Source organism: Chryseobacterium sp. MEBOG07 (assembly GCF_021869745.1).
Classification (GTDB): domain Bacteria; phylum Bacteroidota; class Bacteroidia; order Flavobacteriales; family Weeksellaceae; genus Chryseobacterium; species Chryseobacterium viscerum.
In genome coordinates this window covers 232,261-254,086 of the sequence record NZ_CP084579.1, presented here as the reverse complement: position 1 = coordinate 254,086, position 21,826 = coordinate 232,261, and the positions used below count along the sequence as shown (strand labels likewise).

The 21,826-nt window shown below is 36.7% G+C and carries 26 protein-coding genes and 2 tRNA genes; 12 read left to right on the top strand and 16 right to left on the bottom strand.

The genetic code is table 11. The features are described from left to right. Positions 1-22: 22 nt before the first annotated feature. From LF886_RS01190 to LF886_RS01180, 3 genes are all read right to left on the bottom strand, one after another. Positions 23-97, bottom strand: a tRNA-Val gene (locus LF886_RS01190). Positions 98-131: 34 nt separating this feature from the next. Continuing rightward, positions 132-206 (bottom strand) — tRNA-Val (locus LF886_RS01185). A gap of 42 nt (positions 207-248) precedes the next feature. Further along, positions 249-1,493 (bottom strand): bifunctional folylpolyglutamate synthase/dihydrofolate synthase, encoded by a 1,245-nt coding sequence (locus tag LF886_RS01180; protein WP_236852285.1) that lies wholly within the window; start codon positions 1,491-1,493, stop codon positions 249-251. A gap of 182 nt (positions 1,494-1,675) precedes the next feature. On the opposite strand from LF886_RS01180, the gene LF886_RS01175 reads away from it, so the two are divergent. Genes LF886_RS01175 through LF886_RS01155 form a run of 5 tightly spaced genes read left to right on the top strand, consistent with a single transcriptional unit; the run spans position 1,676 to position 5,872 of the window. After that, positions 1,676-2,998, top strand: a complete 1,323-nt coding sequence (locus tag LF886_RS01175; RefSeq protein WP_236852284.1) for a TolC family protein — start codon at positions 1,676-1,678, stop codon at positions 2,996-2,998. A gap of 1 nt (position 2,999) precedes the next feature. Then, positions 3,000-3,590 (top strand): SprT-like domain-containing protein, encoded by a 591-nt coding sequence (locus LF886_RS01170; RefSeq protein WP_236852283.1) that lies wholly within the window; start codon positions 3,000-3,002, stop codon positions 3,588-3,590. Between the two features lie 2 nt (positions 3,591-3,592). After that, positions 3,593-4,675 (top strand): mannose-1-phosphate guanylyltransferase, encoded by a 1,083-nt coding sequence (locus LF886_RS01165; protein WP_228409946.1) that lies wholly within the window; start codon positions 3,593-3,595, stop codon positions 4,673-4,675. Between the two features lie 32 nt (positions 4,676-4,707). Next, on the top strand, positions 4,708-5,370 hold the full coding sequence (locus tag LF886_RS01160; RefSeq protein ID WP_236852282.1) for a hypothetical protein: 663 nt from the start codon (positions 4,708-4,710) through the stop codon (positions 5,368-5,370). Next, positions 5,339-5,872, top strand: a complete 534-nt coding sequence (locus tag LF886_RS01155; RefSeq protein WP_236852281.1) for a GNAT family N-acetyltransferase — start codon at positions 5,339-5,341, stop codon at positions 5,870-5,872. Before LF886_RS01160 ends, LF886_RS01155 begins: the two co-directional genes overlap by 32 nt. Positions 5,873-5,966: 94 nt before the next feature. On the opposite strand, the gene bcp is transcribed toward LF886_RS01155, so the two are convergent. Beyond that, a complete protein-coding gene (gene bcp, locus LF886_RS01150; RefSeq protein WP_236852280.1) occupies positions 5,967-6,416 on the bottom strand; it encodes a thioredoxin-dependent thiol peroxidase in 450 nt (149 codons plus the stop codon). Positions 6,417-6,449: 33 nt separating this feature from the next. Here bcp and LF886_RS01145 point away from each other — a divergent pair, with 33 nt between their 5' ends. Beyond that, positions 6,450-7,070 (top strand): endonuclease III domain-containing protein, encoded by a 621-nt coding sequence (locus tag LF886_RS01145; protein WP_152289045.1) that lies wholly within the window; start codon positions 6,450-6,452, stop codon positions 7,068-7,070. A gap of 91 nt (positions 7,071-7,161) precedes the next feature. Here the strand turns inward: LF886_RS01145 and LF886_RS01140 are convergent, their stop codons facing one another. Together LF886_RS01140 and LF886_RS01135 are read right to left on the bottom strand one after the other, a co-directional pair. Then, positions 7,162-7,608 carry a DinB family protein gene (locus LF886_RS01140; RefSeq protein WP_236852279.1) on the bottom strand — a complete coding sequence of 149 codons (447 nt, stop codon included), beginning with the start codon at positions 7,606-7,608 and terminating at the stop codon, positions 7,162-7,164. 79 nt (positions 7,609-7,687) lie between these two features. Further along, positions 7,688-9,484 carry a DUF885 domain-containing protein gene (locus LF886_RS01135; RefSeq protein WP_236852278.1) on the bottom strand — a complete coding sequence of 599 codons (1,797 nt, stop codon included), beginning with the start codon at positions 9,482-9,484 and terminating at the stop codon, positions 7,688-7,690. 170 nt (positions 9,485-9,654) lie between these two features. On the opposite strand from LF886_RS01135, the gene LF886_RS01130 reads away from it, so the two are divergent. The 4 genes from LF886_RS01130 (at position 9,655) to LF886_RS01115 (ending at position 12,334) form a co-directional block, all read left to right on the top strand. After that, complete coding sequence (locus LF886_RS01130) at positions 9,655-10,116, top strand: hypothetical protein (RefSeq protein WP_236852277.1); 462 nt, start codon at positions 9,655-9,657, stop codon at positions 10,114-10,116. Between the two features lie 174 nt (positions 10,117-10,290). Then, a complete protein-coding gene (locus LF886_RS01125) occupies positions 10,291-10,995 on the top strand; it encodes a MotA/TolQ/ExbB proton channel family protein (RefSeq protein WP_236852276.1) in 705 nt (234 codons plus the stop codon). A gap of 11 nt (positions 10,996-11,006) precedes the next feature. Continuing rightward, entirely contained in the window at positions 11,007-11,405 is a 399-nt protein-coding gene (locus LF886_RS01120) for an ExbD/TolR family protein (RefSeq protein ID WP_103233185.1), read from the top strand. Between the two features lie 35 nt (positions 11,406-11,440). Beyond that, positions 11,441-12,334, top strand: a complete 894-nt coding sequence (locus tag LF886_RS01115) for a ferric siderophore ABC transporter substrate-binding protein (RefSeq protein WP_236852275.1) — start codon at positions 11,441-11,443, stop codon at positions 12,332-12,334. A gap of 14 nt (positions 12,335-12,348) precedes the next feature. Here the strand turns inward: LF886_RS01115 and LF886_RS01110 are convergent, their stop codons facing one another. The 9 genes from LF886_RS01110 to LF886_RS01070 form a co-directional block, all read right to left on the bottom strand. Then, positions 12,349-12,741, bottom strand: a complete 393-nt coding sequence (locus tag LF886_RS01110; RefSeq protein ID WP_103233187.1) for a hypothetical protein — start codon at positions 12,739-12,741, stop codon at positions 12,349-12,351. Positions 12,742-12,807: 66 nt separating this feature from the next. Continuing rightward, complete coding sequence (locus LF886_RS01105; RefSeq protein ID WP_236852274.1) at positions 12,808-14,211, bottom strand: nucleoside recognition domain-containing protein; 1,404 nt, start codon at positions 14,209-14,211, stop codon at positions 12,808-12,810. Between the two features lie 237 nt (positions 14,212-14,448). After that, a complete protein-coding gene (locus LF886_RS01100; RefSeq protein WP_236852273.1) occupies positions 14,449-14,958 on the bottom strand; it encodes a DUF6973 domain-containing protein in 510 nt (169 codons plus the stop codon). A 54-nt stretch (positions 14,959-15,012) separates the two neighbouring features. After that, positions 15,013-15,867, bottom strand: coding sequence for an acetyl-CoA carboxylase, carboxyltransferase subunit beta (gene accD / locus LF886_RS01095; protein WP_236852272.1), 855 nt, complete (start codon positions 15,865-15,867; stop codon positions 15,013-15,015). 88 nt (positions 15,868-15,955) lie between these two features. Next, entirely contained in the window at positions 15,956-17,026 is a 1,071-nt protein-coding gene (gene fbaA, locus LF886_RS01090; protein ID WP_103233191.1) for a class II fructose-bisphosphate aldolase, read from the bottom strand. Between the two features lie 70 nt (positions 17,027-17,096). Then, positions 17,097-17,963, bottom strand: a complete 867-nt coding sequence (locus LF886_RS01085; protein ID WP_236852271.1) for an NAD kinase — start codon at positions 17,961-17,963, stop codon at positions 17,097-17,099. Between the two features lies 1 nt (position 17,964). Continuing rightward, on the bottom strand, positions 17,965-18,618 hold the full coding sequence (locus LF886_RS01080; protein WP_109737857.1) for a CBS domain-containing protein: 654 nt from the start codon (positions 18,616-18,618) through the stop codon (positions 17,965-17,967). A gap of 186 nt (positions 18,619-18,804) precedes the next feature. Next, the gene (locus tag LF886_RS01075) at positions 18,805-19,335 is read right to left on the bottom strand and encodes an RNA methyltransferase (protein ID WP_236852270.1); all 531 of its coding nucleotides are present in this window, start codon (positions 19,333-19,335) and stop codon (positions 18,805-18,807) included. 5 nt (positions 19,336-19,340) lie between these two features. Then, complete coding sequence (locus LF886_RS01070) at positions 19,341-19,961, bottom strand: toxin-antitoxin system YwqK family antitoxin (protein WP_236852269.1); 621 nt, start codon at positions 19,959-19,961, stop codon at positions 19,341-19,343. Positions 19,962-20,016: 55 nt separating this feature from the next. Here LF886_RS01070 and LF886_RS01065 point away from each other — a divergent pair, with 55 nt between their 5' ends. After that, positions 20,017-20,616: a hypothetical protein gene (locus LF886_RS01065; RefSeq protein ID WP_236852268.1), complete on the top strand. Its 600-nt coding sequence runs from the start codon at positions 20,017-20,019 to the stop codon at positions 20,614-20,616. Between the two features lie 12 nt (positions 20,617-20,628). Here LF886_RS01065 and LF886_RS01060 read toward each other — a convergent pair whose 3' ends face one another. Further along, the gene (locus tag LF886_RS01060) at positions 20,629-21,507 is read right to left on the bottom strand and encodes a bestrophin family protein (protein ID WP_124532849.1); all 879 of its coding nucleotides are present in this window, start codon (positions 21,505-21,507) and stop codon (positions 20,629-20,631) included. Between the two features lie 109 nt (positions 21,508-21,616). On the opposite strand from LF886_RS01060, the gene LF886_RS01055 reads away from it, so the two are divergent. Then, complete coding sequence (locus LF886_RS01055; RefSeq protein ID WP_236852267.1) at positions 21,617-21,778, top strand: hypothetical protein; 162 nt, start codon at positions 21,617-21,619, stop codon at positions 21,776-21,778. Positions 21,779-21,826: the final 48 nt, after the last annotated feature.

Sequence of the window (21,826 nt, the reverse complement as noted above, 5' to 3'; positions counted from 1 at the left end):
CCCAGTTTCCTGAGAGATTTTGTGGGCCCTGAGGGATTCGAACCCCCGACCCTCTGGGTGTAAACCAGATGCTCTGAACCAACTGAGCTAAGAGCCCTGAAATTTTTTTAAAGGCTTCAGTATCCTTTGTGTGGGCCCTGAGGGATTCGAACCCCCGACCCTCTGGGTGTAAACCAGATGCTCTGAACCAACTGAGCTAAGAGCCCCTATAACTTGTTTCCTCGTTTAGAGTGGTGCAAATATACAACTTATTCAGAAATCTCCAAATTTTTTTCTAAAAAATCTCCCACAACAAAGTTACTTCCGCCAATAAAAATCATTTCTTCATTTGTACAACGTTCTTTTGCAGCTAGATACGCTTCCTGTACGGAATCAAAAATTTTATAAAAAATTTTCGCCTCCTGAAGCAGATTTTCATAATCTTTCGGGTGTCTTCCCCTGTTGACAGATGGTTTTGCAAAATAAAACTCAGAATTTTCAGGAAGTAAATTCATCACATCATCTATTTTTTTATCATTTACAAACCCCAAAATGACATGCTTGTGCCTGTCAATTGAATTTAATTGTGAAAAAACAGACTCCAAACCTGCCTGATTGTGTCCCGTATCACAAATTGTAAGCGGATTTTTTGAAAATTCAAACCAACGGCCAATGAATCCTGTATTCTGATGAACATGAAGTAGTCCGTTTTCCAGATCTTTATCGGAAATAGAGACTTCCTGTTTTCTTAATTCTTCTACGACAGCCAGTACAACTCTGATGTTCTTTTTCTGGTAGTTTCCTTTCAGGTCGGAAGAAAGAGAAGTATCGATATAGGTGGCATCTATAAACGGAGCATTTTCTTTAATTGCTTTCTCTCTGATGATATTTTTCACTACTTCGTTATCGTCACCCGAGATAATAGGGATGTTGCTTTTAATAATTCCCGCTTTTTCCGTTGCGATTTCTTCAATCGTATCTCCCAGAATATTCTGATGATCCAGCTGAACGTTCGTTATGGCGGAGATAAGAGGCTTAATAATGTTGGTTGAATCCAGTCTTCCTCCCAATCCGACTTCAATAATGGCAAAATCTACCTGCTGCTGATAAAAATATTCAAAAGCCATAATCGTGGTAAACTCAAAAAACGAAGGACGAATATCTTCCGGAATTGTCTTCAGTTTCTGAATAAAATCAAAGACAAATTCTTTATTGCAGTTTTCCCCGTTAACCTTAATACGTTCTGTGAAATCGATAAGATGCGGAGAATTGTATAGTCCTATTTTATAGCCAGCTTCCTGAAGAACTGATGCCAGCATGTTGCTTGAAGAGCCCTTTCCGTTGGTCCCACCGATATGGATGCATTTGATCTTATCCTGGGGATTTCCAAAGAAAGCACAAAGCTTAGTTATATTATCAAGCCCGGGTTTGTAAGCCTGCTGTCCATCGATCTGGTAGTTGGGCATCTGTACGAAAAGCCAGTCAATAGCTTCCTGATATTGTTCGTTTGTCATGGTACAAAATTCTCAAAAGTTTTTTTAAAATAAAATATAATTTTTCAATCTGTAACTTTTTTATATTTAATTCGTCTAATATTGAAAAATCTTAATATGAAATCGTTGTGATTTACAAGTTACAATACTGATGAAGATGACACGATTCCATATGACCATTAAAAACAAATAAACATATACATATGAAAAAAGTTTGGATCATCGTTTTTGGATTAGGTTATCTGGGTTTAAGTGCTCAGAAGAAATGGTCCTTAAAAGAATGTGTAAGCTATGCAGTGGAGCATAATCTTCAGGTTATCCAAAATCAGTATACCAAACAAAACCAAGAATACAACCTTAAAGCAGCAAAAAAAGACTATTTGCCTTCCGTATCGGGGAGTATTACGAGTGGGGTGAGTTTCGGACAAGGATCATTAGGAGCAGGAAGCTATAGAAATGATAGATTCAATAACAGTGTTGGTATAGGTACCGATATTTTGGTCTATAATAATGGGAGATTGGAGAAGAATGTAAGAAAACTCCAGTTTGATGTAGAAGCCAGCCAGTATGATATTGAAACCATCAAAAATGATATTTCGGTACAAATTGCACAACAATATTTAACTGCTTTATTGAATAAAGAAATTGTTAAGATTTCTCAAAGCGCTGTAGAAAATGCCAAAAAACAGCGTGACAGAGCAAGTATAACCACTCAGGTTGGGACTACCGCACAGACTGTTTTAGCGGAAGCAGATGCAGCCTGGGCGAGAGAAAAGCAAAATCTTAAGACGGCAGAGGTAAACGTAGGAAGAGCTCTGTTTGCGATCGCTCAGCTTTTACAGCTTTCAGATTATAAAGATTTTGATGTGGAAAATGTAGATATTCCAGAAGCATTAGATTCACAATTGGTAACTGCTGACGAGGTTCTTACAAAAGCCTATGATGTACAACCCCAGATAAAAGCAGCCGAAAGCAGAATAAGATCTGCTGAAGCACAAACTGAGATAAGTAAAACAGCATTCTGGCCTACATTAACAGCAAGTGCTGGTCTTAACACTTTCTATAATAGACAATTTAATGTTCCTCCAGGTATTGTACAGGGAACTTTTTTCGAACAATATAAAGATCAGTTTGGACAAAATGTAGGATTATCCCTTAATATTCCTATTTTCAATAAAGGGAAAACAAAATTACAGGTTGAGCAGTCCAAATTAAATGAAAGCGTGAGCAAAATTACCCTTGAACAGCAGAAACAAACGGTAAGACAGAATATACAGAAAGCTCAGTTTGATGCAGATGCCAACTATGAAAACTATCTGGCAGCTGTGGAAGCAGAAAAGAGCTCCAAACTGGCTCTTGATTTTGCTGATAAAAGCTATGCTGCAGGAAGAACAACCATCTATGACGTCAACGTGGCAAGAAATAATTATGCAAATGCACAGGGATCAGTAGCACAGGCGAAATATAATTATCTATTCAGTCTTAAACTATTGAATTTCTATGCGGGAATTCCATTAAGTTTGTAAAATGTCTATCCAATCATTAGAAAAATATTTACCTCAAAATACTCTTGAATATTTAAGAATCTGGTTTTCAGATCACTATATACATATAAAAGTTACACGAAATAGAAATTCAAAACTGGGAGATTACAGAAAGCTTCCGGATAATTCTCATGAAATTACGGTAAACTCTACGCTTACCCCACAACTTTTTTTCTTTGTATTGACCCATGAATTGGCTCATTTGATTGCCTTTGAAAAATATGGACGAAGAATTTCTCCTCATGGCAACGAGTGGAAAGAAACTTTTAGAAATATGCTTCTTGAAAGTCTTGAAATTTATGATCAAGACCTCAAACCTATCATCGTAAAGTTTTCCAAATCACCCAAAGCAAATTTCATGGCGAGCCCTGATCTGGTAAGGTATTTTCATACTGAAAAACAGGATAGTAGTCTTCATTTTGTAGAAGAACTTCAGAAGGGTGAGTTTTTTATATACCGCAACGAAAAGTATTTATTGGAAGGTCTAGTTAAAAAAAACTATCTTTGTAAGAACCTGGCTACTGGAAGGAAGTATTCTTTCAAACCTTTAGCAAGGGTGCAAAAATGTAGTTAATAATGTTAAAATCAGATAGATACTGTGTTATAATGGCGGGAGGAATCGGTAGCCGATTCTGGCCGATGAGTACGCAGAAATTTCCAAAACAGTTTCAGGATATTTTAGGAACCGGACGTACGATGATTCAGCAAACCTATGACAGAATCAGTAAAGTGATTCCTAAGGAGCAGATTTTCGTGATTACGAACAAAGAGTATGTTACTCTATCCCATCAGCAGCTTCCGGAGATTCCTGAAGAAAATATTGTGGGTGAGCCGCTTATGAAAAATACAGCTGCCTGTAATCTGTATATGGCAAATAAGATTGCTGAGATCAATCCGGATGCTACCATGATTGTGTTGCCGGCAGATCACCTGATTCTTAAAGAAGATGTATTTTTGGAAAAAGTAGAGCTTGCCTTTGAGGTAGCTTCACAGCATGATTATTTGGTAACATTGGGTATTACCCCTACAAGGCCTGATACCGGTTACGGATACATTCAGTTTGTAGAAAAGAAAGCCTCTGAATATTTTAAAGTAAAAACATTCACAGAAAAACCGATTCTCGAGATTGCCCAAAGCTTTTTAGAAAGTGGGGATTTCCTTTGGAATGCGGGTATTTTTGTATGGAATGTAAAAAGTATTCATCATGCTTTTGACCTTTATCTTCCTGAGATGATGCAGCATTTTATGGCGTGTGAGTATAATTCGGAAAAAGAAAACAGCTGTATTGAAACCATTTATCCTAAGGTTCAGAAAATCTCCATTGATAATGGGATTTTAGAGAAAGCAAAGAATGTATATGTAATTCCATCAGACTTAGGATGGAGTGACCTTGGAACCTGGACGTCAGTGTTTGAAAATACTGAAAAGGATAAAGACGGAAACGCGGTAACACTGAAACATTTACTTTCTTATAATTCAAAAGGAAATATTATCCGTTTAAGGAATAATAACAAGGCCGTAATCATTGATGGTCTTGAAAATTATATTGTAGTAGATACCGATAAAGCACTTCTTATTTGTCCGAGGGATAATGACCAGCTCATTAAAGATTATGTTCTTGACTTAAAAAACTTTAAGAAGGGCGAGAAGTTTATGTAATATTTGGTATATTTTCTGCTCATTTTTTAATTATGATTAAAGCTGCAACCCGATTTACAATTCTTATATTTTTACTTTTGGGAATCTTAGGATATTCTCAGGAGAAGAAAAAGTTTTCAAGCATTCCTGGTATTTTACAACAGATCAACCCAAGTAACAAAGTTGACTCATGGGTTTTGGTATACAATAGCTATGGAAAAGGAGAAGAAATAAAGAGTTCGGGCAAGGTGAATTATACCCCTCAGTTCTCAGGATTCAATCTGTTTCCCAGTGAAGACAGTTTTTATTATATCGCCTATTCAGAAGGAGGTAAAATAAACTACATTACCGATATAGAAGGACTTAAAAAGTTTGTAGACAGAATTGATAATGCCGAGGAAGCATCTATAATGCTAGCCGCTGACGGATACATGGTAGATGAGGAATTCAAAGATCTTGCAGGTAACTATCATGAAGACAAATCAAATTATTATCTGGATCTTGGAAAACTTACTTCAAAAGAGTGCCCTTACCAGAAAACGCATTATACAGTAACCGTAAATAAATCTACAGGTGCTGTAAGCAATGTAAAGAACAATGGTACTTATATTGAGCTTTACAATAAAAAATGTGCTAATAACCCGAGACTTTTAAAAATCGAAAAAAAGGAAGAACCAAAGAAAGATGAGCCTAGAAAAACACCCAAGCGCAAATAATACCTATGAGACTGAGCGATTAATACTACGTCCGATGTCTCGTGAAGACAGAGATTTTGTCTTTGAACTTTATAACAGACCAAAATTTATTCAATATATCGGCAACCGTAATGTTAATACCATTGAAGACGCTGAAAATTATATCCTAAACAGATTTGCCCCACAGATTGAAAGACTAGGATTTGGAAACTATCTTTTAGTAACCAAAGAAGGAAATGAAAAAATAGGAGCAGTGGGAATCTTCGAAAGAGAAGGGCTTGATGTGTTAGACATCGGATATTCTTTACTGGAAGAGTTTGAAGGAAAAGGATATGCTTTTGAAGCGGCTCAGAAAGTTAAATCTATAGGGATGGACGATTTTGGATTATCCAAGATTTCTGCAATCATTTCAAAAGATAATATTTCTTCCCAAAAGTTGATCGAAAAGCTAGGTTTAAAGTTTCAAAAACACGTGACTCTTCCTGAAGAGACCGAAGAATTAAACTATTACGAAACAGAATAATACATCCATAAAAAAAATATTTTCACAAATAACACAGATACATAATTGTGTTATTTGTGAAAAGATTTGTGATATCTGTGTTTTAAAAAAAGAATTATCCTTCCAGAATCTGCTCAGCAGCAGTCTTTGAAGTCACTTTTTCAATCACTCTTATACATACCCCATTTTCATCAAAAATAAAGGTTGTTCTTACAATTCCCATATACGTTTTTCCAAACGTTTTTTTCTCCTGCCACACTCCGAATTTTTCAATGATATCACGATTTTCATCTGCAATAAGATCATAAGGAAAAGCAAATTTGCTGTGGAAATTTTTCTGTTTTTTCACAGAATCACCACTTATTCCCAATAGCTGAAATCCAGCCTTTTTAAGCTCAGTATAATTGTCACTTAGATTGCAGGCTTCAACGGTACATGTTGGGGTACTTGCTTGTGGATAGAAGAAAACCACTAGTTTTTCTCCCATTAATTTTGATGAGGTTACTGTTTCCCCATCTTGATTGGTTCCTTCAAATTCAGGTAATTTGTCTCCAACTTTCAACATAATGATTTAATTTTGTTCAAATTTAAGGGTTACATGACAAAAAAGCAAAGAGCCGAGCTCGTTCAGATAGAACTGGAGAAATTATATCCTACAACACCTATTCCGTTGGATCACACTGATCAGTATACATTAATGGTTGCTGTGGCACTTTCTGCACAAACAACTGATAAAAAAGTAAACCAGGTTACCCCTGATCTTTTTGCGGTTGCAGGAACCCCTCAGAGAATGGCAAAACTAGAGGAGTTTCAAATTAAAGAATTGATCAAAGAAATAGGTTTGTCCAATACAAAAGCCAAAAACCTAAAAAAAATGGCCGAGCTATTATTGGAAAGACATAATGGTATCGTTCCCCAAACGTATGAAGAATTGGAAGCGCTGCCGGGAGTAGGACATAAAACTGCTTCGGTGGTAATGAGCCAGGGCTTCGGATTTCCTGCTTTTCCTGTGGATACCCATATTCATCGTCTTATGACACAATGGAAGCTTACTTCCGGAAAAAATGTGGTAGAAACTGAACGCGATGCAAAGAATTTATTCCCTGAAGAAGTGTGGAATAAACTTCATCTTCAGATTATTTTCTACGGAAGAGAATATTCTCCGGCAAGAGGAAAAGGAGAGAAGGATTTTATTACGAAAATGATGTTTGAGAAATAGTTTTCTCTGAAAAATTTTGAATTTTATATCCTGTCAAGATCTTAAACCTTGACAGGGTATAAAAGATCATCCAAAAGAAAGTAAAAGGAAATTAAATATCCAGCAACCTTCTGTGATAGTTGATCTGCCCCAAATGATAGTCCAAATGAGCAAGCAGGTGGATCAGAAAGTAATCTGTGGTCATTGTATTTTCGAAAACAACCAGTGGATATTCTTTTTTCAGATCATCTTCTGATAATGGAGCAAGAGAAGACTCTATCATTGCTGCTGTTGCCTCTATTTTTTCAATAAGCTCAGTTCTTGGGATATCTTTTAATGAAAACTCCAGGTCACGTTGTCTTACATATCCTGTATTTCCAAGATGGGTTCCTATAAAATGGTTGAGATTTCCCACCAAATGAAGGACTAGATTACCCGCAGAATTGGCAATGTTTTTATCAATTTTCCAAAGATTTTCTTCGTTCTGATAGGCTTCTATCTCTGTTTTTAGTTTGTTTAAATCTCTGTTGTAAAGAGATCTGAGGCTTTCTGTGATCATATCAATTTTGTTTATTTAGAAAGAACGAAATAAAAAAGGATACCGATTGAATGAAGTATCCTTTTTTATTAACGTAAGTTTATTTTTGTTTTTGAGCCCAAAGCTCCATTTTTCTGTTCAGAACATCCAAAGGAAGACATCCCTGGCTTAATACTTCGTCATGGAAGCTCGCCAGATTGAATTTCTTTCCAAGGTCTTTCTGATATTTTTCTCTCAACTCACGGATTCTCAAAGAACCTATTTTGTAGCCTAAAGCCTGCCCCGGCATTACCATATACCTTTCTACTTCTGCTGTGGCAGATCCCTCGTCATAAGAAATGTTGCTTAAGAAATATTTGATGGCTTCTTCTCTTGACATTTTTCCGGTATGAAGTCCTGTATCTACTACTAATCTTACGGCTCTCAGCATCTGGTCGCTCAGGTATCCCATTTTCTGATAAGGATCTGTATACAAACCGAACTCAGGACCTAGTGTTTCACAATAATGTGCCCATCCTTCCCCATATGCTCCAAACCATCCAAACCTCATGAATTTAGGAAGTTTTGTATTCTCCTGTTGCAGAGAAATCTGGTAATGGTGCCCTGGAATTGCCTCATGAAGGAAAAGAGATTCCATTCCTGAAGTAACATTGAATTTGGTAGGATCGGGTAGCGGAACATAAAATATCCCCGCTCTTTTTCCATCCGGAGTTCCGGGAATATATTCTGCGCTGGCACTTGCTTCTCTGAATTTCTCCGTCTGTCTGATTTCAAATTTTGTTTTCGGAGTTACGTTAAACATCGTTTTCAGCTTTGGCGTAATCTTCGTTAGAATACCATTGAAAGCATTCAAAACCTCTTTAGAAGTTTTATAAGGCATTGCCTTAGGATCTGTTTTTACAAAAGTGATAAATTCTTCCAGTGTTCCGGAGAAACCTACCTGCTGTTTTACCTTTTCCATTTCCGCACGAAGCATCGCTACCTGCTGTAGTCCGATTTTATTGATCTCTGTGGGAGATTTTTTGGTGGTTGTCCAGCTTTTTACATAATAGTTGTAAATTTCATTACCGTTAGGAAGGCTGTTGTATCCATCTGTATCTCTTGCCTTTGGAAGGTACTCTTTCTCTAAGAATACTCCCATTTTTGTGTAGGCAGGAATGATCTTTTTCGTGATAACATCTTTATAAAGTGCTGAAAATTTGTCTTTCTGATCCTGAGTAAAGCTTTTTGGAAAGTTTTTAACCGGTCCGTAGAAAATGTTTTTTTCCATGTCAGAGGTTGTTATTTCCTCAGCTTTCATTTGAGGAATCATCTTGACAACCAGTTTTTTAGGAAGGACTACCTTATTGCTGATTCCTTCACGGAAGTTATCTGCGGCTGCATTCATCCATTCCGGGAATTTTTCCATTCTTTTTAACCAATCACTGTAATCTTTTTCAGTTTTGAAAGGCTGGCTTCCCTGTCCGCTTCCATACAATGGAAAAGTAAGCGGAAGACCTCCGAATTGGGTAAAAGGAATATATTCAGGATGATAAGCATATGCCTCAATTTTATCCTTTAAAGTATAATCCAGTACATCATATACTACTTTTTCTTCATCAGAAAGCGTTTTGTAATCTACATGCTCCAGTTGTTTCTGTACAGAATTATAGAAAGCGACTTCCCCCGAGATAAAATCTTTATCAATATTGATAGGAAGCTGGTCGTTGTATCTTGTATCTCCCTGAGAAGTAGCATCCAAAGGGTATAGCTTCAAATACTGCTCGTAGTAGTTGGAAGCAATAGAGTCCAGGTTGCTGGGCGTTACTTTCGTAAGGGGAGAATCCGATTTTTTGCATGAAGCAAGACCGATCATCAATCCTAGTCCTAGAATACCTTTTGATAAAATGTTTTTCATTTTCAGAATCTTTATGAAAACAAAAATAAGTATTATTGGGGTATTCAGACTTATGGTATGAATTGATTTTGAAAAAATTATTTTTAAAATCCTTTCAACTTTGAATCAATTTTTTATCTTTGTCTAAAACGTTTAACAATCATATTATTACAGCTCTTTTTTAAGAAATAATGAAAGGGATTTTAAAAATTTACCATCCGGAGGAGACGCTAAAATACAATATCAGAAATACTTATTGTAAAGCCGTCTACAGCAATCAACAACATTTTTTAGAGGTTGAAGTTATTACGGATGACAGTTTGGATCACGTAGACGATGATTCACTACAGTACAAGTTTCCGCAGCTTTCACTTGAAGTTTTCGATTTGCCTATTGAATCGACGGAAATAGAAGGAAAAACTATCAAAATCAATGACTCTGATGAAGAAACCTACACAGAAGTAGATCTTTTCGATGACGAAGATGCTTATATCTACGACAACGAGCTTCTTTTCGAAAGAAATGAAGAAGGAGAGCTTCAGGTCATCTGGAAGGGCACCATTGATGATTTCTATACCGGATCTGATACACCGATTCCTTTTAGATTAAAATGCGAATTCAAGCAGGATGATATTGAGGTAGACGAGGATTAACAGAAGCCTTGTTCCTTTTTTACTATCGAATTTCTTTTCAAAATTATTTTTGGAAAGAAATTTGCTATTGGTAAATAATAACAAATTTTAAGTTGTTTTTAAGCAATTTTTAAGAGTTCAATTCATAATATTCTATTACATTTGTCGTTGAAACTTTAATAAAATTCACATTTAATGCTGTTAACGGAACTTTCTCAGATTTTATTTGCACAAATCTCCACACCTGCAGTTGCTGCAGACAACTTAGAGTTCTCATTCTGGAAAATCATGTTCCATGGGGGTGCATTCGCTAAAATAGTGATGGCCATTGTGTTGCTGTTGGGGATATTTTCTCTCTATCTGTTTTTTGAAAGATTTTTCTTTATCAAAAGACTCACTTCAAAAACGGATTCCAACTTCATGAACAATATCGAAGACTTTATAAAAGCTGGAAAAATAGAGGCTGCGGCAGATTATTGCAAAACACAGAACTCTCCGGAAGGAAGAATTTTAGAAAAAGGAATTTCAAGATTGGGACGTCCTGTTTCTGATATTGTAAGTGCCATGGAATCGCAGGCTCAGGTAGAGGTTGCTAATATGGAGAAAAACCTGAACCTTCTCGCTGTAGTACCAAGTATCGCGCCGATGTTAGGTCTTTTGGGTACAGTAATCGGGATGATTATTGCTTTCTTTAATCTATCCCACGCAACAGGATCTTTCTCTCCAAAAACACTTTCAGAAGGTATTTATACTGCTTTGGGACAGACTGCGGTAGGTTTGGCAGTAGCAATTCCTGCTAATTTCTGTTACAACATTCTTTTGACAAGGATTGATAAGTTTGTACTGAAAGCTCAGAATATGTCAGGAGAATTTTTAGACCTTATCAATAAACCTTTATAAAATTTCTTACGATGAAAATTCAGAGAAGAAATAAAGCAAACCCGGAATTCAGTTTAGCAGCGATGACAGACGTTATCCTGTTAATGCTGATCTTCTTTATGATCACCTCTTCTGCCGCCAATCAAAGCGCCATTGATGTGAATCTGCCGAAAGCCGGAGCTGTTGACGATAATATACCCAATCCTGTTACGGTAAGTATCAAGCCGGATGGCTCATTCTTTGTAGATGATAATCCTGCTAATAAAGGAGAACTGGAGAAGATTATTGTTGATAAATTAGCCAGTCAGACGAATAAATCTTTCACGATCAGAGCCGACGAAAATACACTGCATAAAGATGTTGTTTTTGTCATGGAAATCGCTGAAAAACATAAATTTAACATTGCTATTGCAACGGTTAAAGATAAATAACAGATCCGGATTTCCGGAAAGAATTACTTTTTAAGATGAAAAGCTATACAGCAAACAGAAACGACGAAAACAAAGATAGGATAAAGAGCGCCGTGCTTTCTATTCTCATCTGGGCTGCCGTTTTGCTTTTTGTTTTTTTATATAAATTAAAACCTGAACTGGATAAAGATCCTGAAGTGATAACGACTATGTTGGTGAACTTCGGAGATAACAGAAACGGTAAGGGTATTGAAGAGCCTGCTGAGCAGCCGGGAAGTCTTGCTGCAGCTACAGAAGAAGTGACACCGGAACCAGCAGAAACACCTGTTCCGGAAACAAAAACTGTAGTAAAACCAGAGCCGGTACCTACTCCTGCACCAAAGAAAACAGAAGTTAAGGAGAAGGTTATTACGGGAAACAATTCAAAAGCAACAGTTCCTAAAAAGGAAGATTCAAAAAAAGCTGAGAAAAAAGAAGCAACAAGCGCAACAAGCGCTTCAAAAAATACCAAGAAATCAGGTGCTGCTACAGCCAATTCAAAAACCGGAAACGGGGATGGAAAAGGAAATGCTGCTATTGGAAACCTGATTAAAGGAAGAGGTACAAAAGCAGGAAGCCAAGGGACAGGAGAGGGTATTGGAAATGCAGGAGATCCTTTGGGAGGAGATGGAAACGGAGACAGTAAAGTTGGAATTGATAGAAAGCTCGTGGGCTATATTCCCGGAACAATGGGAAGAGGAGGGGCTCAGCCTTCTCACAGCTGTACTGTAAGCGGATCGATTACCATTGCTTATACTGTAGATAAAGCAGGAAATGTGGTGTCTGCAAGAAGAGCCGGAGGGGTTTCAGACCCTTGTGTATCTTCTACATCTGTGGCCTGGGTGAAGAAATATGTAAAGGCAGAGAAAGCCAATACATCATCAACCGGAAGTTATAAAATTACATTCTAAAATAAAAAAGCACTTTATTCAAGTGCTTTTTTTAATTCATTTATTCTGTTGATAATCGGAAGGGCAAAAATACCGCTGGTCTGTAGATACAGCTCATAAAATGTCTTTGCTTTATCCTGAAAATCTTTATTCTGATCATGTCTGCTGTTGAAGTAGAAAAGGTTTCCAAGCATTTCATAATAATCTTTGTGATCCCTTTCCTGTCTTTCGTTAACGATAGCAATTATTTCTTCTTTGGTCTTAGAAGAGACTTCTGTGAAACTTATCTTGAAAATATCTCTCATCAAAGTATCAAAATCCAGTTCTTTCTGCATTAAGCTTTCTTCAGGTTTATCCAGGATCAGTTTTTCTAGCGCCTGAGTCAATTGGCGAATAAGTCTTAAAGTAAATTCTTTATCTGTAATCATAATGATTTAAAGTTTTAAGTTTAGTGTTTAAAATTAATAACATCGGTCTCAACCAGCAGCTTTTAATTAAGCAAAGAACAAATAAGCTAAGGCAATTGCAGTGATAACACCGACTAAATCGGCCAGAAGCATAGCAATTACCGTGTATCTTGTATTCTTAACGGCAACGGCGCCAAAATAAACCGCGATCACGTAGAACGTCGTATCTGAGCTTCCCTGAAGCACGGCCGCTAATTTCCCCTGGAAACTATCAGCTCCGAATGTTGACATCGTATCCACCATCATTCCTCTTGCTCCTGAACCGGATAAAGGTTTGATTAAAGCCGTTGGAAGCCCATCAACAAATCTTGGGTCCATATTAGCCACGTTGGCCACCCACTTCATTCCGTCAATGATCACATCAAAAACGCCGGAAGTTCTTAATAAGGAAATGGCAATCAACATTCCAACCAGATAAGGGATAATCTTGACGCAGGTGGTAAAACCTTCTTTTGCTCCTTCAATAAAAGCGTCAAAAACATTGATTTTTTTATAAACAGCTCCAAGTACTATGGCAAGGAAAATAAAGAGAATAAGTCCATTGCTTAATACCTTGCTGAAGTCATCCAGTTCATCTTTACTTAGCTGTACAAGATATATCACCAGTAAAGCAATAACGGCTGAAATTCCTCCTACATAAGCAATAACGACAGGACGAAGCAGGTTGATCTTCTGGTATAAAGAAACGATAATCATCGCAGCCAATGTAGCCGCAAAAGTAGCAATCATACAGGGCAGAAATATATCAGTAGGGGTCTTTGAACCCATGGATGCTCTGATCGCAATAATGGATACAGGAATTAAGGTCATCCCTCCGGCATGGAGACATAAAAACATAATCTGCGAATTGCTGGCGGTATCTTTATTGGGATTTAAACTCTGTAAACTTTCCATTGCTTTTAACCCAAAAGGAGTCGCTGCATTATCCAATCCCAGAAGGTTGGCACTGAAATTCATCAGCATATGCCCGAAAGCGGGATGGTTTTTAGGGATGTCAGGAAATAATTTGGAAAAAAACGGCTGGATCAAACGGCTTAAAAGATTGATTCCTCCTGCTTTTTCAGCAATACTCATGAATCCCATGAAAAGGGTCATGATTCCGATAAGGCCAATACAGATCTTTACTGCTGTTTCTGAGGTTCCGATCACTCCATCAGCCTCCTGAACACGATAAACGCTTACATTTTGTTTTAAAGAATCTGTTTTGTAGTGAATTCTGCTGTCTGCAAAATCATTTTTTTTCATCAGACTGTCTCTGATAACAGGAGAGAGGCTGTTCATCGGTTGAGACACAACCTTCACGGTATCACCACCTTTTCCCACAACCATATCATTGAAAATAGTTTTGTAGTGAGCTGATGAAACGTATTTTATACTGGCAATGGCAATGGCAATAATAATAAAAGCCGACCAAATTCTGCTGAGAACCATCTGATTGATTTAATTGTTTAAACTTATCAAAAATACTTTAAACTACAAAAGTCACAAAAGAATTAAACATTTAAGTTTTCATAAGTAAAATATTATACAGCAGAGAAGAGCACTTAAGTTTTTAAAAATCTATGATTTTCTGCTTATGTGTACTTTTTTATTCAGTATCCTATTAAACTTACTTAAGTGTTCTAAAGTGTTATTCTAAATAAAACTTTGTGGCTGAAAAAAATAGATCTACTCTTCTAAATATACAAGATGCCCCTCAAAATTGTCGTCCAAATTCTTCAGAACTTTGGCATCATTCATTTTTTTGACCAATGCCTCTACAAAAAAGCTTTTTTCAAAAAACTGTCGGTGAATGCCTGGCAGGATCTCCATGAAATAGTCCATTCCGATTTTATTGTTGTGGAGGTCCATTTTTGTTTCCAAAGGCTCATTCGGGAATAGTTCTTCATGCATATCTGTAATTCTTTTGCAAAAATCAAGTGCTTTTTTAGGAGAAGAGACCTTGCAGCAGTACATCATAATGAAGCAGCACCACAGAGCATGTCTGAAAGCATTCCCAATTCCATTATTGGAGGCTGTTTCTGGGAATTTTTTCTGTGCAATAGTAAATGCTTTTACTGTAGCGTGAAAACTCAATAGGGCAAAAAGAGGATGGGGAAGGATAAGTGATAAAAGACGCATAATCTTTTTAAAACTCATACTTCTGATGGTATTGAAAAATATCTTAAAAGTCCTCATAAATAAAAATCTCTCCCTAATTAGAGAGAGATTGTATTGTTTTTGTTACAGATACTATGCTTTTACAGCTAATAAATTAACTGTTTTGGCAACAGTATCCTGAATTTCAGTTCTTTTTACGATGAAATCTACAAATCCTTTTTCCTGTAAGAATTCTGATGTCTGGAATCCTTCCGGTAAGTCTCTACCGATCGTTTCACGGATTACTCTTGGCCCTGCGAAACCGATCAATGCTCCCGGTTCTGCCATGATGATATCAGCGGTCATTGCAAAAGAAGCTGTGATTCCTCCGAATGTAGGGTCACAAAGGTAAGCGATGTATAAAAGTCCTGCTTCAGAAAGCTGAGCTAATTTAGCCTGAACTTTTGCCAGCTGCATCAAAGAGTAGGTTGCTTCCTGCATTCTTGCTCCTCCAGACTGACAGATAATCATATACGGAAGTTTATTAGCAATACAGTAATCTACTGCTCTTCTGATTTTTTCTCCCATTACAGATCCTAAAGATCCACCAATAAAAGCAAAATCCATACAAGAAACTACCATTTCAGTACCTTTTACAGTTCCTACAGCATTTCTGATAGAGTCTGTAAGTTTTGTCTTCGCTCTTACTTCTTTTAAACGGTCTTTGTAAGGTTTTGTATCTTTAAAGTTTAGGATATCAATACTTTCAACATTAGCATCCAGTTCGGTAAATTTACCACCGTCAAAAAGGATGTCAAAAAATTCCGAACTTCCTATTCTTACATGAAATCCGTCTTCAGGAGAAACATAGTTATTTCTCTTTAGTTCATCATGTTCCACAACTTTTCCGGATGGAGTCTGATGCCATAGACCTTTGGGAACGTCCTTTTTTTCATCAGTAGAAGTGGTAATGTTTTTTGCTTTTCTTTTAAACCAGTCGAATGCCATTTTTGCTTGTATTAATGTATAAATGTAAAATGTACCAATGTAAATGTATTTCTCATGAATACTTTTACATCGGTACAAATGTACAGTCTTATTTTAAAGTATTTACGTTATTTAAATCTTCAAATGCTTTCACCAATCTTGTAGAGAATGTGTCTTCACCTTTTCTTACCCAAACTCTTGGGTCATAGAATTTTTTGTTAGGTTTTTCCTCTCCTTCAGGGTTTCCGATTTGAGTTCTTAAATACTCAATATTGTTTACCATATAATCTCTAACGCCTTCTGTATATGCAAACTGAAGGTCAGTATCGATATTCATTTTAATTACTCCGTAGTCGATAGCCTCTCTGATCTCTTCTAAAGTAGATCCTGAACCTCCGTGGAATACAAAATTAACAGGTTTCGCTGCCGTTCCGAATTTTTCCTGAACATATTTCTGAGAATTGTCAAGGATTTTCGGTGTAAGAACTACGTTTCCTGGCTTGTAAACTCCGTGTACGTTACCGAATGCTGCAGCAATGGTAAAGTTATCAGAAATAGCTTTTAATTTTTCATAAGTATACGCTATATCTTCAGGCTGAGTATATAATTTAGAGTTATCAACGTCTGAGTTGTCAACACCATCTTCTTCACCACCAGTAACTCCGATTTCTACTTCAAGAGTCATCTGAAGTTTTGCCATTCTTTCGAAATATTGAGCTGAAATCTCAAGGTTTTCTTCTAAAGATTCCTCAGAAAGGTCCAGCATGTGAGAAGAGTAAAGAGATTTTCCTGTTTGCTTGAAGAATTCTTCGTTAGCATCCATCAATCCGTCGATCCAAGGAAGTAATTTCTTTGCACAGTGGTCTGTGTGTAGAATTACTGTTGCTCCGTACGCTTCAGCAAGAGTGTGAATATGTTTTGCACCAGCAATAGATCCTAAGATGGCAGCTTTTTGTCCGTCATTGTTTAATCCTTTTCCTGCGTTGAATGCACCTCCACCATTTGAAAACTGAATAATTACAGGAGCGTTCAATTTCGCTGCAGTTTCCATCACAGCATTGATGTTGCTTGATCCAATTACGTTTACTGCAGGTAATGCAAATTTGTTTTCTTTAGCATACTGAAAGATATCAGTAACTAGCTGACCTGTGGCAACTCCTGCCGGAAAAATTCTGCTCATGTTTTACTTTTTATTATAAATTTATTAGGTGTTTTAATTTTGTGTAAAGGTAATCATTTTTAAGAAATTACTAATTTCTTTTATCCCTGCCCCAAAGTAGCTTCTGACGGATGGTTTCATAGAAACTCAAACCGTTGGGCTGTACCAGAAGAAGCTGGAATCCCGCCTTTTTGATAATAATTTCCTTATCAGTTTCGATATGGATCAATCGGGAATCCAAAGAAAGGGAGTATTGAGGTACACGGCTTTCTACCTTGAATTTTATTTCTACTTTATCATTTACCACCAATGGTCTCACATTCAGATTGTGAGGGGCAATAGGAGTGATGACAAAATTTTCGTTGTTCGGAGAAATGATCGGTCCACCACAACTCAAAGAGTAGGCGGTAGAACCGGTAGGTGTTGAAATGATCACACCGTCACCCCAGAATACATTCAAAAACTCATCATTGATGTAAGAATCTACCGTAATCATGGAGGTGGTTTCTTTTCTGGAAACAGTGACATCGTTCAATGCATAAGGAAAAAAACCTTCCAGATTGGGAGATACGACTTGAATGACAGAACGGCGGCTTGTTTTTACATCCCCTTTTAAGATGGAATCCAGTTCTTTAAAGGCTTCTTCTTTCGTGAAAAAGGCTAAAAATCCAAGTCTTCCCGTATTCACTCCTACAACAGGAATTTCAAGATCTTCAATGAATGTTAATGAGTTTACGATCGTTCCGTCTCCGCCAAAAGTGAAAAACAGATCTACTTCTTTATCCAGAAGATCCTGTTTACAGTTGAATGTTTCGAAGATTTTTGAAAACTGAAGTGCTTCAGCCATTTCATCATATAGAACAGATTTTACATCTCTGGCTTCAAGTTCAGAGATAAACTTGCTTAAATATAAAAAAGTATCGAGATCTTTTTTCTGAGAATATATGGCTGCCTTCATGTTATATTTCTATGAATTTTTGTAAAAAACCAAAACGGTCTTTAAACAGATCGGATTTCTCGTCAGAATAATATTTTTCAACAATTCTGTAGTCGTACCGATCAAAAGTTGAGTCTATCGAGGCCAGATTTTCACTACTGATTTTTATGGTTACATGGATCACCTCGTCAGACATGAAACTTATAAACCCACCGTAGAATTTAGCATTATTGGTTTCTACAATACTGGCAATTTCCGTCATTGAATATTTTCTGGCGGGAGTTTCTACAGTAAGAATAGCTCCTGATTCTGAAAATAGAGGATAACGGGAAAGGTCCTGAAAGATATCTTCACAGGTAATATATCCCAGATATTTTTCATTCTTATTAATCACCGGAATCACGTTGGAACTGAATGTATAAAACAGACGGATACTGTCCATAATATTATTGTCTTCCAAAATAGCAAACCGCTCAATCTGGCGTTCCAGGTCCTTCAGGGTTCCGCCCTCTTCTTCATACAGAAAGTCCATTGCAATGGCTCCGTAGAAGTGATGGGATTTTTTGATGAAAACATGGGAATATCCGAAATCTTCCAATATGTTTCTGGCCGACTCTATAGAGTCAGACAGGCTAAAACACGGAAAGTCTTTAGAGATATAGTCCTTGATAAACATTGTGCTAATTTATAAAAAATTAAATGAATCTTTTTCTGAAAACACCACTTTTTTTAAGATGAAACAAAAAAAATGCCATCAAAATTTGATAGTAAAGAAAAAAAAGTACCTTTGTCGCCTTTCATTTTTACTTTTTATTAGATTTATTTCAAACTGCACTGTCTATTAAGGACATATGCAGTTTTTTTATTTTAAAGCTTTTGCAAATTCCCACATCACAATTCCAGCACATACACTTACATTAAGAGAATGTTTGGTTCCAAGCTGCGGAATTTCTAAGAATATATCAATATTAGGCAGTACTTCGTCACTGATTCCTTCTACTTCGTTTCCTAAAATAAGGGCATATTTCTTCGATCTGTCAATCATAAAATCAGTAATAAGCCTGCTGCTGGTCGTCTGCTCAATTCCGATGATTTCGTACCCTTTGCTTTTCAGATCAGCAATCGCCGTATTGGTGTCTGATTCATGAGACCAGTCTACACTTTCCGTAGCTCCCAATGCTGCTTTATGAATTTCACGATGAGGAGGCTGGGGAGTAATTCCGCAAAGAATGATTTTTTCAATTAAAAAGGCATCTGCCGTTCTGAAAGCTGCACCTACATTGTGCATACTTCTGATATTGTCTAAAATGATGACCAACGGAATTTTTTCAACCTTCTTAAATGTTTCTACATCTATTCTGTTAAGTTCTTCCAGTTTTAGTTTCTGTACCAATTGTATTATTTTGTTGAGATTAATTTTCCTTCTTTATAGACCTCGGTCTTTTCTATACTTCCGTCTTCACGGTAATGAACCCTGTTGCCATTTCTTTTGTCGTTGACAAGCTCCGTCTCACGCTGTAGTTTTCCAGATGGATAAAACGCTTTCCATTTTCCGGTAGCAAGGCCGTTGTCATACTGCCCGATATCTTTCAATGATTTTCCGTCTTCATGAAAGGTTTTGCTTTCACCCTGTAATTTATTGAATTTATAATTCGAAATTTCAGTTATTTTACCTGCAGGAGAATAAAAAGTAGCCGTAAGACTGTTGTCATAAACATTCTTTTCCCCATTTCTAAAAGCTTCTTTAGATGTGAGTACTCCGTTCTTATCAAAATAGGACCATTCTTTTACTTTGAATCCCTTTTTGTATTCTCCTTTTGACTGTACTTTTCCGCTGTCGTAATAAAAAACGGCATCGCCATCCACTTTCCCTTTTTTCCATTCTACGGTATTTTTTACCTGTCCGTTATCATAGAATTCTTTACAAGATCCCTCTTGTAATCCGTCTTTATATCCACAAGGTTTCTGTGCCATAACGATAGCAGAAGCGGAAAAGAACAATAGAAACATGTACTTCATAGCTATTTTTATTTCAAAAATAGTAAAATACTTATATTTGACTCAAAAATATACTATGAAAAAATCATTCACATTATTCATACTGATGTTGGGGTTTGTATACCTGGGAGCACAAAACACGTATTATCCTCAAGCTTTTTTTGATAAAAAAATGGCCCGTGATATGCTTGGATTCGGGAATTCTACCATTGAAGGAGTGGCTTCTACCAAGCAGAAAACAGCTCTGGGCATTAAACCTTTGCTGGGGGAAAAACATTATGCAAAACAAGGAACAGTAATTATGCTCTTTCCGGTGACTCCTTATTTTGAAGAGTTTTATGACATGAGAAGGAAATATGAAAACAAAAAAAATACGGTGTATATGTCTGAAGAGGCTTTTAAATATAGAGTAGAGGCATTAACGGATGACCGCGGCAGATTTAAGTTTGAAAAACTGAAACCCGGCAAATATTATCTTGAAACGATTATCAATTTTACAGCGACGGCAAGTTATCAGAAGCAGACAGGAACCACAGATACTTATAATGGGATGGGAGGATATATGTATTCCTCTCCTATATATAATACATTTTTCTACGGCTATTCTGCTGCAAACAGGGAAAGCAAGTTTGTAGAAATAAAACAAGACGGAGAATTAAAAGAAATCAAGCTTTAAAAGCTTGATTTTTTATTTTCTGTTCATAATCTGATGTACATTTTTTTCAATATTCTGTGCTAATGCTTCCATAGGAATATCGTTTTCATCATTATTGAAAGGGTCTTCAATTTCTTCCGCAATAAGCTCAAGACTCATCAGTACATAATAGACAAAAACTGTAAGCGGGATCATAAAAAGACCGATGGTGATGACATAAGCAATAGGCAGTGCAAAAACGTACAGGATAATAAATTTCTTGATGAAAGAGGAATAAGAATAGGGAATCGGTGTATTTTTGATTCTCTCACAACCGCCACATACATCCAGAAACCCCGAAAGCTGAGTGTCTAAATACAGCATTTCAATTTCTGAAATCTTACCTTCCTTCTTTAATAGGTTCAATTTATGGCTCATCAGAATAATCATCTCACTCGGACCATGATTTTTTAAAGAATTTTCTATTTCAGAATAATCTTCATCCAAAGCCAGCCTTGTAGATTCTTTAGAAAGATGTTTGGCTAAAAAGTGTGGAAAAAACTTTAAATATCGTGCAATTTGTTCTGCATCCTGACGATTGTCCCCCAAAATGGTATTGATCTTTATAGCAAAGTTTCTTGTATCATTTACCAGTTTCCCCCAAAGTTTACGCCCTTCCCACCATCTGTCATAAGCCGTGTTGGTTCTGAAAACCAGTAAAAGAGAAAGAACAAAACCCAGCAGAGAATGAATCATTCCCACATTGCTGATTCCTGATTTTGAAGTAAGATGGAAATATCCTACCTCCAGATACTGAATGCCCCAGGAATACAATCCTACAAGAACCATACTCGGGAAAAGAATTTTTAAGGTATCGCTTTTGTGTAAACTGAAAAGGATTTTAATGAAATGTTTGGTATTGTAGGCTCTCATAAGTTGACTTATTACTACAAATATAATTTTTTTTCATTTAGTGCTGACTTATGGGAAACCGTAAAATTTATCCTGAAAGACCTCTTTATTTTGCTTTAAAAACTAAAACATGGGTTATTATAGAAAGGGACACTTCAAAAAAAACGGAACCTGGGTAAGCGGTCATTATGTGAATACCCGCGGCAGAGGAAGGGGAAGCAAAAGTTCTCCGGGCTGTGCTGTCATTTTTTTGGGAGGAATCATTTCCATACTGCTGTATTTATTAAAATAAGTTTTTATCTCTTCTTTTAAAATTTTTGCAGGTTTCAAAAAAAGACTA